The following is a 14,957-nucleotide window of genomic DNA, read 5'->3' as shown; positions in this document are numbered from 1 at the left end:
AGAGGCCGGCAACGCAGACGCAAAAAGCCAAAGGCCCCGCAATCGCGAGGCCTCTGGCTTTTTCAGCTAACGCAGGGTTCATCCAAATGGCCGCAACCCTTGACGCAGGCCAAACAGGAACAGCAAAAGGTCCTGGTCCGGCTCGCTCTGGGCCTGCTGCTGCGGTTTTGCATCCCGCGGCAACGCGCACTGGTCTGCCATCTCAGCCTTGCTGAACACGGTCGGCCTCGGCTCTTCCCAGGCAGCCACCGCCACGGTGGTCACCGCCAGGCCAGCTACCAGGAACAAAGCTCGAGCAATTTCTAGCTTCATTACTCTAACCCTTTGACAGCGCTGCCAAACGCCATCTTGTAAAAGTAGAGCAGTGTCTGCCATTCCGCGTCATTGAGCGACGAATGGCGGCGTAGCTGACGCAGGTCATTGCCGGCCGCCCGCTGGCAGCTGATGCGCCGCCTGCACTTTTCCAGGTCCAGCAGCGCCACTTCGACGCGGGCCTGCTCGCCCTCGCCGATTACCTTGATGAATACGTGCTTGCCGTACAGGCAGCCGTGCTGCCAGTGCCCCAGGTGCATCCGCGCCAGGTTGTCCGCCAGGTCCTTGAGCATGCGCTCATGCACCACCTGCGGGTAACGCTCGCGGGCACCTTCGGCATGCCAGGTGTCGAGTTCGACAAAACCGTCCAGCGCTTCGCTGACCAGCAGCGCGCGCCACTGGTGCTCGGCATCACGCTGTGCGCCACAGAAGACGATGCGCGGTACACGCACGCCCAACTGCTCGAAACTGTTCAGCGCATCGAGTTCACGCAACACGGTCGGCCGACCAAAAGGGTGCAACAGGCTGCGGTAGATATGCCCGACCTGGCGTTTGGCATACAGCAGCTTGCCATCGGCATCGTTAAGGCGTTGCACGCCACTCTCGCCGCCGCGGCGCTGGTTAGGCTCCTCGACCCACTCGCCTTGCTGGCGCCAGTAAAAATCGAACTGCGCTTCCCCTTTATGGGCTACAGCCATCAAACACTACCCCTTACGCAATACATAGACCCGCCACATGGCATAGAACGGCAGGAAGTCCAGGCGTTCCTGGATTCTGAAGCCGGCGGCCCTGAATTCTTCTTCGACCGTTTCGGCAGGTAACACGAAACGGTTCTGGTAATTATCCTGTTCGGCCTTGGCGCTACGGCGCTGCTCCAGCTTTTTCCGGCGCCAGGCCTTGAAGTTGCCATCCACCCACAGTGACAGGATCACGCTATCACGGCTAACCCGTTGAAATTCCGAAAGAATGGTCTTTCTGTGCGCTGCCTCGCCAATGTGATGGAACAGGCGCATGCAGAAAATGCTGTCCACGGCGTTATCTGGCAGGTCGATGGCAAATGCCGAAGTCTGCAAAGGCCGTACCCGTGCCACCACTTCTGGCGGTTGCGCCGCACAGGCGGTCTCGATCATGGCCTCGGAGTTGTCGGCACCGATGATTACCCGATTGGGCTTTTCCGCCAACAGCGGCCAGAAACGGCCCGCTCCGCATGGCAGGTCCAGTACCAAACCAGGCTCGCCCGCCAATGCCAGGGCGCGGCGCGCCAACTGCTCATCTCGCTTGTGGGAAAGGCGTCGCGCCAGGCCGTCCTGGTGCTTGAGAAAGTACTCGCGCGCATGGTCTTTGTCGTACTTCTCGGAAAATTCAAGCTTGATGGGGCTACGCATTGGACATCTCCTGACTCCATTGCGCCCACATTAGGTATGCAAGCGTTGGAATCAGGTCATGCCAATGTGAAAAAAACGTTGAACACCATTTGACCTGATACAAGAAATTACTCGGCCAGGGCGTCCGGGTCGCCTTTGGCCACGGTGTTGCTCAGGTCCACCTGGAAGCGGCAGCCATGCGGCAAGGTGGATGTCAGGGTGACACGCCAACCCTGGTCGTCACAGATCCGCTGCACCAGCGAAAGCCCTAGCCCCAGGCCCTCGCCACGCCGTTCATCGCCGCGCACGAACGGCCTGAACATGGCCTCACGCTGCTCTTCGGGGATACCCACGCCGCTGTCCTCTACGCTGAAACCGTTGGCTTCCAGGCTCAGGCGGATATACCCACTGTCGGTGTAGTGCGCCGCATTGCGCAGCAGGTTGCCCATCACCGACTGCAGGAAGGTGGCGTTGTACAGCACAGGGCTAGCGCTCACGCGGCCATCGAAATACAGGGTGAGGCCTTTCTGTTCGATGGTGTCGCGCCACACCCCGATGAGCTCGTCGGCCACTTCGCGCAGGGTCGCCCGTGACGCCACTGCCCCCTCATCACGCTGCGCGCGGGCCAACATAAGGAAGGTCTTGACCAGCTCGCGCATTTCTTCGGTGGCCCGCGCCACGCGCTCCACCTGGCTACGCGCACGGGCATCGAGGCCGGGGTTTTCCATCAGAAGCTCACACGAGGTCGCCAACACCATCAAAGGCGTGCGCAGCTCGTGGCTGACGTCGCTGGTGAACAGCCGCTCGCGGGTCAGCGCATCACGCAGGCGGCCCAGGGTGTCGTCGAAAGCCACTGCAAGCTGGCCGACTTCGTCCGCCGCATAATCCGGAGCCAGCGGCGGGGCCAGGCCCAGTAGTTGATCGCGGTGGCGCACCTGACGCGCCAGGCGGATGACCGGTGCCATTACCCGACGTGCAACCAGCCAGCCAAGGATGACCGCCAACACCAGGCTGAGCACGAAGCCCACCACAACCACGGCAAACAGTACGCGCTCGCGCTCCTCGAAGTCGCTCTGGTCCTGCAGCAGTACATAACGGCGACCATCGACGATCTCAACCATGGCGTGGTAGGACAGCTGGTCTCGGAACACTTCGTGGAAACCGCGGTCGAGGTGCCGCAGGTCCTTGGGCAGCTCGAAGTCGTCACGCCCGCCGCTGAAATAGAACAGCTGGTCTGGACGAGGCCGATGACTCCAGTCACTGACGCTGTCCATACGCAGCAGGCGCTGCAGGTCACCGCCCAGTACCGAGGAAATCAGTCGCTCTTCGACCAGGTGCACCGTGCCAACGATACCGAATGCGAAGGCCCCGGCCACCAGCGCACTCATCAGGGCAAAGGCGATGATGATGCGCTGGGCAAGGCTTTGCTTAAACTCCATCGCGGCCCTCGGCGAGGCGATAGCCGACGCCATGGACGGTATGCAGCAACGGTTTTTCAAACGGTTTGTCGATCACCTGGCGCAACTGATGCACATGGCTGCGCAGGCTGTCGCTATCGGGGCAGTCATCGCCCCACAAGGCTTCTTCCAGCACCTCGCGGCGCAGTACGTGCGGGCTTTTCTGCATCAGTACCGCCAGCAGCTTGAGGCCGACCGGGTTAAGCTTCAGCAGGCGCCCCTGGCGGGTTACCTCAAGGGTATCGAGGTCGTAGCTCAGGTCAGCCACCTGGAGGGTGCGGCGCCCACCGCCCTGGGCACGGCGCAGCACCGCTTCGATGCGCGCCGCCAGCTCCGACAAGGCAAATGGCTTGAGCAGGTAGTCGTCAGCCCCAGAGCGGAAGCCCTGCAGGCGGTCGTCCAGCTGGTCACGGGCAGTGAGCATGATCACCGGCGTGTCACGGCGGGCATCTTCACGCAAGCGCTTGCACAGGGTGTAGCCATCGATGCCTGGCAGCATGATGTCGAGTACGATCAGGTCGTAGTGTTCGGTGGCGGCCAAATGCAGCCCGGACAGGCCATCCTGGGCACAGTCGACGGTGTAGCCTTTCATGCCCAGGTAATCGGCCAGGTTGGCCAGGATATCGCGGTTGTCTTCAACCAAAAGAATGCGCATCGGTTTCTCCTGTGCGGCGCTCTTCGCTGTGGTGCGCGGCAGGCGCAGCTTAAGGCCTATGCCTGCACGGTGCCAGCCCTAGGGAAAATTCACCGCACTTGACGGTTTTTTCACTGATCCTTCACGGACACAGGATAGCGGGCGGCCGACAATACCCGATCTTTTTCGCGCCCTGGAGCCGTCATGCAGCAACGCACCTCCCCTCGCCCGATCAACTATTGGCTGTACCTGGGAATTCCCCTGGCGACTGCGCTGGCCTTGATCCTGCTGGAGCTGACTTCAGTCGACATGGATGTCGCCAACCTGTTCTTCGACCCCGCTGTCGGGCAGTTCATTGGCCGCCACAGTTACCTGCTGGAAAACATCCTGCATGACCGGGTCAAGCAAGTGGTGATCCTGTTGGGGGTGATATCGCTGCTGACCTTTGCCGCGAGCTTTTTCTGGAAGCGCCTGTTTGGCTGGCGCCGTGAACTGGGCTGCCTGGCGCTGGCACTGGGCTTGTCCACGGCGTTTGTCACACCGCTGAAAAAAGTCACCCAGGTGCAGTGCCCTTGGAGCCTGACCCAGTTTGGCGGCACCGAAACCTACAGCAAGCTGCTGGAACCACGGCCGCCTACCGACAAGCCTGGCCTGTGCTGGCCGGGCGGGCATGCAGCGACCGGTTTCTGCCTGTTCGCCTTGTTCTTCATGCTGCGTGATCGCAAGCCGCGCCTGGCGCGGGTGGCGCTTGCAGTGGCCTTGATAGCAGGGTCGGTACTGTCGGTGGGCAGGATGATGCAGGGGGCGCACTTCCTGTCGCACAATATGTGGACGGCAGTGTTCTGCTGGTTGATCGGATTGGGGTCGTATTACCTGGTTCTCTATCGGCGGGGGCTGGCCGAGGTACCCGTCGCCGAGCGCAGCGCCGCATGAAAGAGGGGCCGCTTTGCGGCCCTTCGCACTTCAAGGCGACCCTCAGGCATGCTCGACGAACACATCAGCAAACACCTGCCCCCGCGGTACCCCTGCCATGAACATCCGCCGGGCAAACCGCTCGACACTCGCCGGTGCCCCACACAGCAGCGCCACCGTCTGGCGCGACAACAGCCGCATCCCAGCCAACGCTTCATCCACATGCTCCACCAGCACCAGCTCGACACTCACCCCGGGCAGCTCCAGCAGCTTCTCCGCCAGATAGTGCCCAGCCGGATCCCGCGCCACATGCACCACCCGGATTTCGCCCCGATGCCCCCGGCGCAACGCTTCGCGCAAGATACCCCAGAGCGGCGCCAGCCCGGTTCCCGCAGCCAGCAACCACAGCGGCCGCTCCTGCCAATCAGGGTCGTAATGAAGGGCTCCGCCTCTGAACTCCCCCAAACGCATCTGATCGCCGACCTGCAGACCACGCGCCTTGTCGCAAAAGGCACCAGGCCGCTGACAATCGATATGAAACTCGAGAAAATCGTCCTCACCCGGCAGGCTGGCCAAGGAATAAGGCCGAGCAACCGCGCCTAGCCACAGCACCACGTGCTGCCCCGCCTGGTAACGCACCACCCGATCGGGGCGCAACCGCAGGCGCAATACATCGCCAAACCAGTCCAACGCACAGACCTGTGCCGGTACGCCACCCTGCTGGGGGTCGTACAACGCCACACGCAGGTCCTCGACCACCCGGCACTGGCAAGCCAGACGCCAGCCCTGGGCGTGTTTCTCCAATGCCAATGCCTCGGGCAATGCGTCTGCCGGTTGCCCTTCCAGGCAGCGCACCAGGCAGGCGTGGCAACTACCAGCACGGCAACTGTAAGGCACATTCAGCCCCGCCTCGTTGAGGGCATCGAGCAGGTTGCTGCCAATGGGCACAGTCCAACGGCGCAAGCCCACATAGATTATGGGCATGATTACAGTTTCTCCAAAACAAGGAACCTGACGGCGGGTTTCATGGCGAATGTACCACAGCGACGGCAGAATTATTTTTTACAATCAACGAATTGAGTGTCAACTGACAAATTTGACAGTTTAACCTTGATGGTTAACACATCACGCTGGGATCTCCTCAAGCGTGGAGGTACCCATCATGAAATTCACATCTATAAAGTCAGAACTATTAGACCCTAGCTACGGCGAACAAGGCATTGTTCATCCAGACCCGGACGTGGTGGCAATAAACGCCTCAATAGTCTCAGTCAAACATGATAAATGGCGCCTGTGCGTGGGGGAGACCCGTATTGGCGAGGCGATGGGTTATGCGCTCATGCGCATAGACCACAACGGGAAACTGGATACTACGTTTGGCAAAGGCGGCTTGGCTACCGGAACCTTCAAAGAGGGCTTCAACTCTACAGCCGGAGGCATTCATCTGCACGGCGAGCACATCATCATCACAGGCCTCTACCACGACCCATCGACCAACTTGCATTTTCCGGCGCTGGCTCGTTTCACTGCGAACGGGCAGTTGGACACCCGATTCGGCAGCCATGGACACAAAGTCATCGAACTGCCCCCGGCACCTCCGAAGTCCTCAACAAATCCGACAACGAAGCCGGCAGCGGCACCGACCCTCACCAGCATATCCAGCGCAGACGGAGTTTTTGTCACCTACCAGTACCCCTGGTCACTCAGCGTGCTGATGAAGTTCAACTTCGACGGAGATTACGACACCAGCTTCAATAAGGTTGGATATAAATTCCTGACCCCTCCTCTATGTTCCGAAAGCTCCGGGAGAGTCTGCTTGATCACAGGCAGAAAAATCTATGTCTGCGGCTTCACTACAATCAATGGCGACAGTGGCCCCTACATACTCTGCTTGAAAGACACGGGGTTGGAAGATGGAGAGTTTTGTGCGAATGGGTATTTACTATCGGAGCTCGCGAGCGGCTTGTATTTCCATGATCTGGATACGCTGAATGATGAAGGCAGTATCGTTTGCATCGCCTCGGAGGGCCTGCAAAAAGGCTACCTGACGGCCTTTACGCGCAGCGGCTCGAAAATCCCCGGCTTCGGTGGCGCCACCGATTTTGGTGGTGAGGGCGGGCAGTGGACAAGCGGATACGTCAACCGTTCCTTGGAGAAAATTATCACCACCGGTTCCACGTTAGGCGGTGAAGAAGCTGATGTCGTCGTCGGGCGCTTCAACCTTGACGGAACTCCTGACACAGCATTTGGTGAAAACCGCGGCTGGGGACGCATTGCATTGGGTGACAGCGTCGAAGTTGCCTGGAGTTCCAGCGCCGAAGTGAATGGCAAAACCATCATCTGCGGAATCGATTTCGAGTCCGGTCGTGCCCGCTTGGGCTTTTTACTCCGTTGCAACACGGACAGTTGACCCCATCACCTCTGCTACGTTGTAGTGATCAAAGGCCGAGTTCACCTTAACCCGTGCACGAGCTCGGCCTGTACCCTCCATATTCTTCAGTCGGCTCACCCCCTATCACCACTCAGCCTCTTGGATACCTGTCGCCTGCGACGTCACGCTTGGCAGAAAAACCATGCCTGCCCGTTACCGACCATGGTCCAGACCGGCCGCAGGTGTGCCGGGCACGGATGCGCGCTATACTGCCGCGCCTTTTTCCGTCGGCCTGACCTGCCGGCGCCTTGCAAGGCGCTTCGACGTGCTGGTCGGCTATGTCGAGCGTCTTTTTGAATGTTCCCGTCTTTAAGAGGAGCGCGCTGCATGACCGTGATCAAGCAAGACGACCTGATTCAGAGCGTCGCCGACGCCCTGCAATTCATCTCGTACTACCACCCCGTCGATTTCATCCAGGCCATGCACGAGGCCTATCTGCGTGAGGAATCGCCTGCTGCACGCGATTCCATCGCCCAGATCCTGATCAACTCGCGCATGTGCGCCACCGGCCATCGTCCAATCTGCCAGGACACCGGTATCGTCACCGTGTTCATCCGCGTGGGCATGGACGTGCGCTGGGACGGCGCCACCATGAGTGTCGACGACATGATCAACGAAGGTGTGCGTCGCGCCTACAACCTGCCTGAAAACGTCCTGCGCGCTTCGATCCTGGCCGACCCGGCCGGTGCCCGCAAGAACACCAAGGACAACACCCCGGCAGTGATCCACTACTCCATCGTCCCCGGCGACAAGGTGGAAGTCGATGTCGCAGCCAAGGGCGGCGGCTCGGAAAACAAGTCGAAGATGGCCATGCTCAACCCGTCCGACTCGATCGTCGACTGGGTACTGAAAACCGTGCCGACCATGGGTGCTGGCTGGTGCCCGCCTGGCATGCTCGGCATCGGCATCGGCGGTACCGCCGAGAAGGCCGCGGTCATGGCCAAGGAAGTGTTGATGGAGTCCATCGACATTCACGAACTGAAAGCCCGTGGCCCACAGAACCGCCTGGAAGAAATCCGCCTGGAGCTGTTCGACAAGGTCAACCAGCTGGGCATCGGCGCCCAGGGCCTGGGTGGCCTGACCACCGTGCTCGACGTCAAGATCATGGATTACCCGACCCACGCGGCGTCCTTGCCGGTGTGCATGATCCCCAACTGCGCCGCTACCCGCCACGCCCACTTCGTGCTTGATGGCACCGGCCCGGCAGAACTGGAAGCGCCGTCGCTGGACGCCTACCCGGAAATCGTCTGGGAAGCCGGCCCAAGCGCCCGTCGCGTCAACCTCGACGACATTACTCCGGAAGAAGTGGCCAGCTGGAAGCCGGGCGAAACCATCCTGCTCAACGGCAAGATGCTGACCGGCCGCGATGCCGCGCACAAGCGCATGGTTGAAATGCTCAACCGTGGTGAAGAGCTGCCGGTAGACCTGAAAGGCCGCTTCATCTACTACGTCGGCCCGGTCGACCCGGTGGGTGACGAAGTGGTAGGCCCAGCCGGCCCGACCACTGCTACCCGTATGGACAAGTTCACCCGCCAGATCCTTGAGCAGACTGGCCTGCTGGGCATGATCGGCAAGTCCGAGCGTGGCCCGACCGCCATCGAGGCGATCAAGGACAACAAGGCCGTGTACCTGATGGCTGTTGGCGGCGCTGCCTACCTGGTCGCCCAGGCCATCCGCAAGTCGAAGGTACTGGCCTTCGCCGAGCTGGGCATGGAAGCGATCTACGAGTTCGAGGTCAAGGACATGCCGGTGACCGTCGCTGTGGACAGCAACGGCGAGTCGGTACACATCACTGGCCCTGCCCTGTGGCAGAGCAAGATTGCCGAAAGCCTGGCCGTCGAAGTGAAGTAACCTGATGTAACTGCGGCGGCGGCTTCGCGGGCAGGCCCGCTCCCACACGTACAGCGCAAGCCAGAAGGCTACGCGTTACCTGTGGGGCGGCCTTGCCCGCGAAGAGGCCGCACTGTCATCACAGGACTCTTTCGAACTGCTCCGGCCAGTCCCGCCAGGTAAACACCTGCCCTTCCCGCCTCACCCGCCGTACTTCCTGCAGATCTACCTCGCACACCAGCCACTGGCTGCAGTCCGGGTTCAACTGCTCACTCAACGCCACCACCCCATCCCCCGGCATCCCGTGATCCGGCGGTACGAACAAGCCTGCCCGGCCGATATTCTCGTCCAATGCCGGCGACCAGGGCGCCACGCCCACCGTAGGGCTCTGCAACACGGCAATCTGGTTCTCCAGGGCTCGCGCCTGGGCGCCAATACGCACCCGGTGGTAACCGGCCTCGGTATCGGTACAACTCGGCGCCAGGATCAGGTCGGCACCACACTCGGCCAAGCGGCGGGCCAGCATCGGGAACTCGTTGTCGTAGCAGATCAGAATGCCCAAGCGCCCCAGTTCGGTTTCGAACACCTGCAGCCCCTGGCCTGCAGCGATGTCCCACTGCTCGTGCTCGAAGCGGGTCATCATCAGTTTGTCCTGATAACCCAGCACACCTTGGGGGCCGAACAGCCAGGCACGGTTGCGGTAGCGCCCATCGTTGTCCAGCACCGGCACACTGCCCGGTTGCAAGTAGATCCCCCAGCGTCGGGCAAGGCTCTCGCACAACGCTTTCCAGGGTTCGATCAGCGGCTGAATGCCGGCAATCGAAGCCTTCAGGTCTTCCCGCTGCCCGGCATTCAGCTGGCCGCTCAGCACCAGCCCGGCGTACTCCGGCAGTAGCAGCAAGCGTGCCCCCGCCTCCACCGCTTCGGCGCACAGGCCTTGCAGGTGGTCGGCGTAGGCGTCCCAGGTTTCGTGCAGCTCGATGGCGTACTGGCAGGCTGCCAGGCGGATCATATCGGCAGTGCCTTGAGCCAGAACGACATCAGCTTGTCGGAGCTTTCCTGCTCGTCCAGGTCGCGCCAGGCGTAGGTGGTACGCAGCGATGGGTCGTGCAGGAAGCCGCGGTTGCGCCAGAAGCCGTGCAGGGGTTTGTATTCGGCTGGCCGGCGCGGGTGCGCACCGGGTCGCTCGACCGCGCAGAACGCGCAGTAATCGAACTCGGCCAGTTTGTGTGCGTAGGACTCGCGCTCGATGAAGAAGCGAACCCCCAGGCCCTGACCGCGGTATGCCGGCAACACCAGCGACTCCCCGAAGTAGTACACACTGGCCGGGTCGCGCCCCTGGGCCAGGAATGGCTGCTGGAATTCGGGCGCGACATCCACCAACGGCAGGCCGGTAGAGGCGCCAACCACCTTGCCGTCGTCCAGCGCCAGCACAACCAGGCTGCGCCCGGAGCGGGCATAGTTGGCCAGGTAGTCGGCCTCGTACTCCGGGGTGCCGTCGTACAGGTAGGGGAACTCGCGGAACACAGTAAGGCGCAGGCGAGCGAGGTCATCGATGTAAGGCGCGATAGCGGCACCGTGCAACAGGCGTATTTCCATGTTTGGCGGTCGTTTTGTCGATGTGGATGACGCGCTCGGCTAAGCCGGGCTTGAGGGGAAACCCTATCATCCGAGGTAACGACCCGCCTTTTCCCTACACGACAGGAAATGTTCCATGACCGCAACCGAACTGGTAAATGCTTACTACGCCGCCTTCAACGCGGGTGACATGCCGGGCTTTCTGGCGCTGCTCAGCGAAGACGTGATCCACGACATCAACCAGGGCGAGCGTCAGATGGGCAAGGCCAGGTTCGCCGCGTTCATGGACAAGATGAACCGCTGCTACCGCGAGCGCCTGGCCGACATCGTGGTGATGCAGAACGCCGATGGCAGCCGCGCGGCGGCGGAGTTCACCGTGCATGGCCAGTACCTGGCCGATGACGAAGGGTTGCCGACAGCAAACGGCCAAACCTATGTGCTGCCGGCGGGGGCGTTCTTCTATATTCACTGTGGCAAGATTGCCCGGGTGACCAACTACTACAACCTCAATGACTGGGTTGAGCAGGTTGCCTGAAGCAACCCGCTGCCAATTCAATCAAGCCTGTCAGACAATACGCGTGCCCAGCACTTGAAGGAACGCCGCCAGCCAGGCCGGGTGCGCGGGCCATGCCGGTGCGGTCACCAGGTTGCCATCCACATGCGCCTGGTCCACCGCGATGTCGATGAACGTGCCACCCGCCAGGCGCACTTCTGGCGCACATGCCGGGTACGCGCTGCACTCACGCCCCTCCAGCACCCCTGCCGCCGCCAGCAACTGGGCCCCATGGCACACCGCCGCAATCGGCTTGCCGGCCTGGTCGAACGCCCGCACCAGGTCCAACACCTTTTCATTCAGGCGCAGGTACTCCGGCGCGCGGCCACCTGGGATCAGCAGCGCGTCATAACTCTCGGGCCGCACCCGTACGAAATCATAATTCAGGGCAAAATTGTGCCCTGGCTTTTCGCTGTAGGTCTGTTCACCCTCAAAGTCATGAATCGCGGTACGCACGGTCTGCCCCGCCAGCTTTTCCGGGCACACCGCATGCACCGTGTGGCCCACCATGCTCAAGGCCTGGAACGGCACCATCGCTTCGTAATCTTCGACGTAGTCGCCCACCAGCATGAGAATTTTCTTCGCCGTCATCTCGCCCACTCCTTCGGTTAACTGTGAATAGTCACTGCACGATAGCCGCTGTCAGTCACGGCGGTCGAGGAAGTTGACCACCAACCGATCAAGCCAGCCCCAGATCCGTTGCTTCACCCTGCGCCACAAAGGGCGCGCATGCCAGTGGGCGAGGTCGACTTCTTCGCTCTGGGCGAAGTCGCGCTCGAAGCTGGCCACCACCGCCGCTGTCAACGGCGGGTCCAGCGCTTCGATGTTGGCTTCAAGGTTGAAGCGCAAGTTCCAGTGGTCGAAGTTGCACGAACCGACGCTGACCCAGTCGTCTACCACAGCCATCTTCAGGTGCAGGAAGCACGGCTGGTACTCGAAAATCCGCACGCCCGCACGCAACAGACGCGGGTAGTACCGATGCCCGGCGTAGCGTACCGAGGGGTGATCGGTGCGCGGACCGGTCAACAACAGACGCACGTCGAGCCCCTTGCTGGCGGCCCGACGCAATGAACGGCGCACGCTCCAGGTCGGCAAGAAGTACGGCGTGGCCAGCCACACCCGTTTCTTGCCGCTGTTCAGCGCCCGTACCAGCGCGTGAAGGATGTCCTGGTGCTGGCGGGCGTCGGCATAAGCGACCCGGCCCATGCCCTGCCCCTGCGCAGGCACCTTGGGCAGACGCGGCAGACCAAAGCCTTCAGCAGGGCGCCAGGCGGTGCGGCGGTTGTTGGCTTGCCACTGACGGTCAAACAGCAACTGCCAGTCGCTCACCACCGGCCCCTGCATCTGCACCATCACTTCGTGCCATTCGCTGGTCGCCTCACCGGGCGTCCAGAACTCGTCGGTAACGCCCGTCCCCCCCACCACGGCCCAACGTTCGTCAACCAGCAGCAATTTGCGATGATCACGGTAGAGATTACGCAGGCCACGCTTCCAGCGCAGGCGGTTATACCAGCGCAAGTACACGCCAGCGTCCAGCAGGCGCTGACGCAACGCGCTGTTGAAGGCCAATGAACCGTAGTCATCAAACAGGCACCGCACCCGTACGCCACGCCGGGCAGCCCGCTCCAGCGCGTCGACCACTGCATCGGCACAGGCCCCGGCCTCGACCAGGTACAGCTCCAGGTCAACCTGGAACTCGGCACGCATGATCGCCTGGAGCATGCGCGGAAAAAACACAGGGCCGTCGATAAGCAGTTCGAACTGATTGCCATCACGCCAGGGGAAGACCGGCCCCGCCATGTCAGCGCGCAGTGAAGATCAGCACCGCGCTAACCGGTACCGACGGGTTGATGGACTTCAACCTGGCGAACTTGCGCAGGCTTTCCAGCCCCGGCAGCAAGCCAAAATCTTCGGCGCGCAGCACCAGAGGCTCAAGGGTCACCACCTGGAAGCGCCGCGCATCCAGGCGGGTAGCCAGCAACAGAACACTGTAACTGTGCGACTGGCCATGCAGGGTGACCGTCAGCGGCAGGCGCAATTCGATCTGTGCACCGTCGGCCAGGTCATTGATCGGCTGCAGGTCAATCTGCGCCTTCACGGTGGCCTCGGCGAAGCGCTCGACCTCGAACAGGTTGTCGCGCATTTGCTCGTCACGCAGCGGAATACCACTGCTCACCGAGTCCATCTCGATCCTCAACCCGGCCATACCCTTGCGATCGACCGTGCCATGCAACACCAGAAAGCGATGCACTTCGGCGGTGTCGCCGTTCTTGCCGGTGATGAATGACAGCCGTGAGGATTCGCCATCCAGGTGCCAATTGGCATGAGCGGGCAGGCACAAAGCCAGCAATAAGGCAGGCAGCAGACGGGGCAACTTGAACATGACAGATCTCGTGAAACCAGGCCGCCAACCTTACCCGCCTGCATTCATGGCAGCAAGCGGCAGCCCTCACGCGCGCCTTGCCAGGCCGCCTGGCTGCGTCGCCCCAGGCCTTCAGCGGTGACTCGCTGCTGCTGGCTGTTTTCCTCCAGCAGGCTCAGTGGCAGCCACTGCTTCACGTACCCTTGGCAATACACCTTGTCGAAGCCCATGACAAAGCGGCAGGAACAGTATTCCTTGGCCGAGTAGGCCGAGAGTATGCCGGGGAAGTCCGCCAGCGCCTGGCGTTCCTGCCAGGCCCAGTACAGGAGCCCTGCCAGCGCCAGCAGCACTAACCGCTTCATGCCCCCTCCCCGGCCAGTACCGCCAGCACCCGCTTGAGCAATTCGTCGTGTCGATAGCTGCCGTCGCGGTCATCGGCGTAGCGCACGATCACCAGCTTTTGCTCAGGCAGCACATATAACGCCTGCCCCCAGTGGCCAAGGGCGGCGAAGGTGTCTGCCGGTGCACTGGGCCAAGGCCGCTCGGCGCCAGCCAGCGACTGGTTGAGCCACCAATGGCCACCAGGGACGGCCTCACCAGGCAGCGCTTGGGCCTGGGCAAACGGGGTGCGGTTGAAGGCGACCCAGGCCTTGGGCAGCAATTGTCGGCCCTGCCAGCGCCCGTCGCGCTGCATCAGCAGGCCAATACGGGCCAAATCACGGGCACTGAGGTAGAGATAGGAAGAGCCTACGTAGGTGCCTGCCCGGTCACGCTCCCACGCCGCACTGCCGATACCCAACGGGGTGAACAGTGCGTGCCAGGGGTAGTCGGGGTACTGCCCGGCATCGAGCATGCCGCGCAGCGCGGCGGCCAGCAGGTTGCTGTCGCCGCTGGAGTAGAGGAATCGCTGACCGGGGCTGGCGGCAACACCCTGCGCCGCCGCGTAGGCAGCCATGTCTGCGCGGCCACGGGTATACAGCATGGCCACCACCGAGGACTTCAGCGGCGCGTATTCGTAGTCTTCCTGCCACTCGAGGCCACTGGCCCAGTGCAGCAGGTCGGCCACGCGCACGCCGGGGTGGGCGCGCATGGGTGGATAGAAGCGGCTGACCGGGTCTTGCAGCTGGAAGCGGCCTTCGCCCTGGGCCACGCCCATTATCGTGGCCAGTACGCTCTTGCTTACCGACCAGGTCAAGTGCGCGGTGGCGGCACGGGTGGGCGCGGTGTAGCGCTCGTGGAGGATACGCCCGTCGCGGATGATCAGCAGAGCGTCCGTGCGGATGCCGCTGCGCTCCGAGGGGGAGCGTGCAGGAAAGGCGTAAGCGTCGACGGCCTGCCAGTCGAGGGTGGCGGGGTCGTTCTGCCACTGCGGGTCGGGCCAGTCCTCCGCCTTGGCGCTACCTGCAACCAGCGCAAGGATGACCAACAGTACCTTCATCGTGCTCGCCTTGATGGGGGCTGCTTTGCAGCCCTTCGCGGGCAAGCCCGCGCTCACAGTTGCAGGAGCGGATGCCCCCGCGAACA

General features: G+C 62.1%; 17 protein-coding genes. 4 read left to right on the top strand and 13 right to left on the bottom strand.

What is annotated here, in order from left to right; translation table 11 throughout:
• Positions 1 to 78 precede the first annotated feature (78 nt).
• The 5 genes from KW568_RS04965 to colR all read right to left on the bottom strand — a co-directional run bounded on the left by KW568_RS04965 (position 79) and on the right by colR (position 3,788).
• Entirely contained in the window at positions 79 to 312 is a 234-nt protein-coding gene (locus KW568_RS04965) for a hypothetical protein (RefSeq protein WP_003255207.1), read from the bottom strand.
• A complete protein-coding gene (locus KW568_RS04960) occupies positions 312 to 1,010 on the bottom strand; it encodes a lipopolysaccharide kinase InaA family protein (RefSeq protein ID WP_004574440.1) in 699 nt (232 codons plus the stop codon). Before KW568_RS04960 ends, KW568_RS04965 begins: the two co-directional genes overlap by 1 nt.
• A gap of 6 nt (positions 1,011 to 1,016) precedes the next feature.
• The gene (locus KW568_RS04955) at positions 1,017 to 1,697 is read right to left on the bottom strand and encodes a class I SAM-dependent methyltransferase (protein WP_003255211.1); all 681 of its coding nucleotides are present in this window, start codon (positions 1,695 to 1,697) and stop codon (positions 1,017 to 1,019) included.
• 107 nt (positions 1,698 to 1,804) lie between these two features.
• The gene (locus KW568_RS04950; RefSeq protein WP_003255212.1) at positions 1,805 to 3,115 is read right to left on the bottom strand and encodes a HAMP domain-containing sensor histidine kinase; all 1,311 of its coding nucleotides are present in this window, start codon (positions 3,113 to 3,115) and stop codon (positions 1,805 to 1,807) included.
• Entirely contained in the window at positions 3,105 to 3,788 is a 684-nt protein-coding gene (colR, locus tag KW568_RS04945) for a two-component system response regulator ColR (protein WP_003255215.1), read from the bottom strand. Before colR ends, KW568_RS04950 begins: the two co-directional genes overlap by 11 nt.
• A gap of 183 nt (positions 3,789 to 3,971) precedes the next feature.
• Here colR and KW568_RS04940 point away from each other — a divergent pair, with 183 nt between their 5' ends.
• Positions 3,972 to 4,700, top strand: coding sequence for a phosphatase PAP2 family protein (locus tag KW568_RS04940; protein ID WP_004574430.1), 729 nt, complete (start codon positions 3,972 to 3,974; stop codon positions 4,698 to 4,700).
• Between the two features lie 42 nt (positions 4,701 to 4,742).
• Here the strand turns inward: KW568_RS04940 and KW568_RS04935 are convergent, their stop codons facing one another.
• A complete protein-coding gene (locus KW568_RS04935) occupies positions 4,743 to 5,663 on the bottom strand; it encodes an iron-sulfur-binding ferredoxin reductase (RefSeq protein WP_004574428.1) in 921 nt (306 codons plus the stop codon).
• Between the two features lie 178 nt (positions 5,664 to 5,841).
• Between KW568_RS04935 and KW568_RS04930 the strand changes: the two genes are divergently transcribed.
• Both KW568_RS04930 and KW568_RS04925 read left to right on the top strand, forming a co-directional pair.
• A complete protein-coding gene (locus KW568_RS04930; RefSeq protein ID WP_004574427.1) occupies positions 5,842 to 7,089 on the top strand; it encodes a hypothetical protein in 1,248 nt (415 codons plus the stop codon).
• A 348-nt stretch (positions 7,090 to 7,437) separates the two neighbouring features.
• Entirely contained in the window at positions 7,438 to 8,961 is a 1,524-nt protein-coding gene (locus KW568_RS04925) for a fumarate hydratase (protein ID WP_003255232.1), read from the top strand.
• Positions 8,962 to 9,079: 118 nt separating this feature from the next.
• Here the strand turns inward: KW568_RS04925 and KW568_RS04920 are convergent, their stop codons facing one another.
• Both KW568_RS04920 and KW568_RS04915 read right to left on the bottom strand, forming a co-directional pair.
• Positions 9,080 to 9,952 (bottom strand): carbon-nitrogen hydrolase family protein, encoded by an 873-nt coding sequence (locus tag KW568_RS04920; RefSeq protein WP_004574425.1) that lies wholly within the window; start codon positions 9,950 to 9,952, stop codon positions 9,080 to 9,082.
• The gene (locus tag KW568_RS04915) at positions 9,949 to 10,539 is read right to left on the bottom strand and encodes a GNAT family N-acetyltransferase (protein ID WP_003255235.1); all 591 of its coding nucleotides are present in this window, start codon (positions 10,537 to 10,539) and stop codon (positions 9,949 to 9,951) included. Before KW568_RS04915 ends, KW568_RS04920 begins: the two co-directional genes overlap by 4 nt.
• Positions 10,540 to 10,654: 115 nt before the next feature.
• Here KW568_RS04915 and KW568_RS04910 point away from each other — a divergent pair, with 115 nt between their 5' ends.
• On the top strand, positions 10,655 to 11,053 hold the full coding sequence (locus KW568_RS04910; RefSeq protein ID WP_003255237.1) for a nuclear transport factor 2 family protein: 399 nt from the start codon (positions 10,655 to 10,657) through the stop codon (positions 11,051 to 11,053).
• 30 nt (positions 11,054 to 11,083) lie between these two features.
• On the opposite strand, the gene KW568_RS04905 is transcribed toward KW568_RS04910, so the two are convergent.
• The 5 genes from KW568_RS04905 to KW568_RS04885 are packed head-to-tail and all read right to left on the bottom strand — an operon-like array spanning position 11,084 to position 14,871.
• Positions 11,084 to 11,662: a DJ-1/PfpI family protein gene (locus KW568_RS04905; RefSeq protein WP_003255238.1), complete on the bottom strand. Its 579-nt coding sequence runs from the start codon at positions 11,660 to 11,662 to the stop codon at positions 11,084 to 11,086.
• 51 nt (positions 11,663 to 11,713) lie between these two features.
• The gene (locus KW568_RS04900; protein WP_004574420.1) at positions 11,714 to 12,871 is read right to left on the bottom strand and encodes a phosphatidylserine/phosphatidylglycerophosphate/cardiolipin synthase family protein; all 1,158 of its coding nucleotides are present in this window, start codon (positions 12,869 to 12,871) and stop codon (positions 11,714 to 11,716) included.
• Position 12,872: 1 nt separating this feature from the next.
• Positions 12,873 to 13,454, bottom strand: coding sequence for a YceI family protein (locus KW568_RS04895; protein WP_004574419.1), 582 nt, complete (start codon positions 13,452 to 13,454; stop codon positions 12,873 to 12,875).
• A gap of 44 nt (positions 13,455 to 13,498) precedes the next feature.
• The gene (locus tag KW568_RS04890) at positions 13,499 to 13,795 is read right to left on the bottom strand and encodes a hypothetical protein (RefSeq protein ID WP_004574417.1); all 297 of its coding nucleotides are present in this window, start codon (positions 13,793 to 13,795) and stop codon (positions 13,499 to 13,501) included.
• Positions 13,792 to 14,871 (bottom strand): serine hydrolase, encoded by a 1,080-nt coding sequence (locus KW568_RS04885; protein WP_003255243.1) that lies wholly within the window; start codon positions 14,869 to 14,871, stop codon positions 13,792 to 13,794. The genes KW568_RS04890 and KW568_RS04885 overlap by 4 nt, the downstream gene beginning before the upstream one ends.
• Between the last annotated feature and the right edge of the window lie 86 nt (positions 14,872 to 14,957).

Source organism: Pseudomonas sp. HD6515 (genome assembly GCF_024971855.1).
Lineage (GTDB): Bacteria > Pseudomonadota > Gammaproteobacteria > Pseudomonadales > Pseudomonadaceae > Aquipseudomonas > Aquipseudomonas alloputida.
Note: the sequence above shows the minus strand (reverse complement) of the source record. Positions and strands in the feature narration are given on the sequence as shown.

Bases quoted from the DNA above. Each gene is read 5' to 3' on its own strand.
- KW568_RS04935 (WP_004574428.1), bottom strand. From the start codon at position 5,663: ATGCCCATAATCTATGTGGGCTTGCGCCGTTGGACTGTGCCCATTGGC.
- KW568_RS04965 (WP_003255207.1), bottom strand. From the start codon at position 312: ATGAAGCTAGAAATTGCTCGAGCTTTGTTCCTGGTAGCTGGCCTGGCG.
- KW568_RS04900 (WP_004574420.1), bottom strand. From the start codon at position 12,871: ATGGCGGGGCCGGTCTTCCCCTGGCGTGATGGCAATCAGTTCGAACTG.
- KW568_RS04915 (WP_003255235.1), bottom strand. From the start codon at position 10,539: ATGGAAATACGCCTGTTGCACGGTGCCGCTATCGCGCCTTACATCGAT.
- KW568_RS04940 (WP_004574430.1), top strand. From the start codon at position 3,972: ATGCAGCAACGCACCTCCCCTCGCCCGATCAACTATTGGCTGTACCTG.
- KW568_RS04890 (WP_004574417.1), bottom strand. From the start codon at position 13,795: ATGAAGCGGTTAGTGCTGCTGGCGCTGGCAGGGCTCCTGTACTGGGCC.
- KW568_RS04895 (WP_004574419.1), bottom strand. From the start codon at position 13,454: ATGTTCAAGTTGCCCCGTCTGCTGCCTGCCTTATTGCTGGCTTTGTGC.
- KW568_RS04960 (WP_004574440.1), bottom strand. From the start codon at position 1,010: ATGGCTGTAGCCCATAAAGGGGAAGCGCAGTTCGATTTTTACTGGCGC.
- KW568_RS04905 (WP_003255238.1), bottom strand. From the start codon at position 11,662: ATGACGGCGAAGAAAATTCTCATGCTGGTGGGCGACTACGTCGAAGAT.
- KW568_RS04950 (WP_003255212.1), bottom strand. From the start codon at position 3,115: ATGGAGTTTAAGCAAAGCCTTGCCCAGCGCATCATCATCGCCTTTGCC.
- KW568_RS04955 (WP_003255211.1), bottom strand. From the start codon at position 1,697: ATGCGTAGCCCCATCAAGCTTGAATTTTCCGAGAAGTACGACAAAGAC.
- KW568_RS04910 (WP_003255237.1), top strand. From the start codon at position 10,655: ATGACCGCAACCGAACTGGTAAATGCTTACTACGCCGCCTTCAACGCG.
- colR (WP_003255215.1), bottom strand. From the start codon at position 3,788: ATGCGCATTCTTTTGGTTGAAGACAACCGCGATATCCTGGCCAACCTG.
- KW568_RS04930 (WP_004574427.1), top strand. From the start codon at position 5,842: ATGAAATTCACATCTATAAAGTCAGAACTATTAGACCCTAGCTACGGC.
- KW568_RS04925 (WP_003255232.1), top strand. From the start codon at position 7,438: ATGACCGTGATCAAGCAAGACGACCTGATTCAGAGCGTCGCCGACGCC.
- KW568_RS04885 (WP_003255243.1), bottom strand. From the start codon at position 14,871: ATGAAGGTACTGTTGGTCATCCTTGCGCTGGTTGCAGGTAGCGCCAAG.
- KW568_RS04920 (WP_004574425.1), bottom strand. From the start codon at position 9,952: ATGATCCGCCTGGCAGCCTGCCAGTACGCCATCGAGCTGCACGAAACC.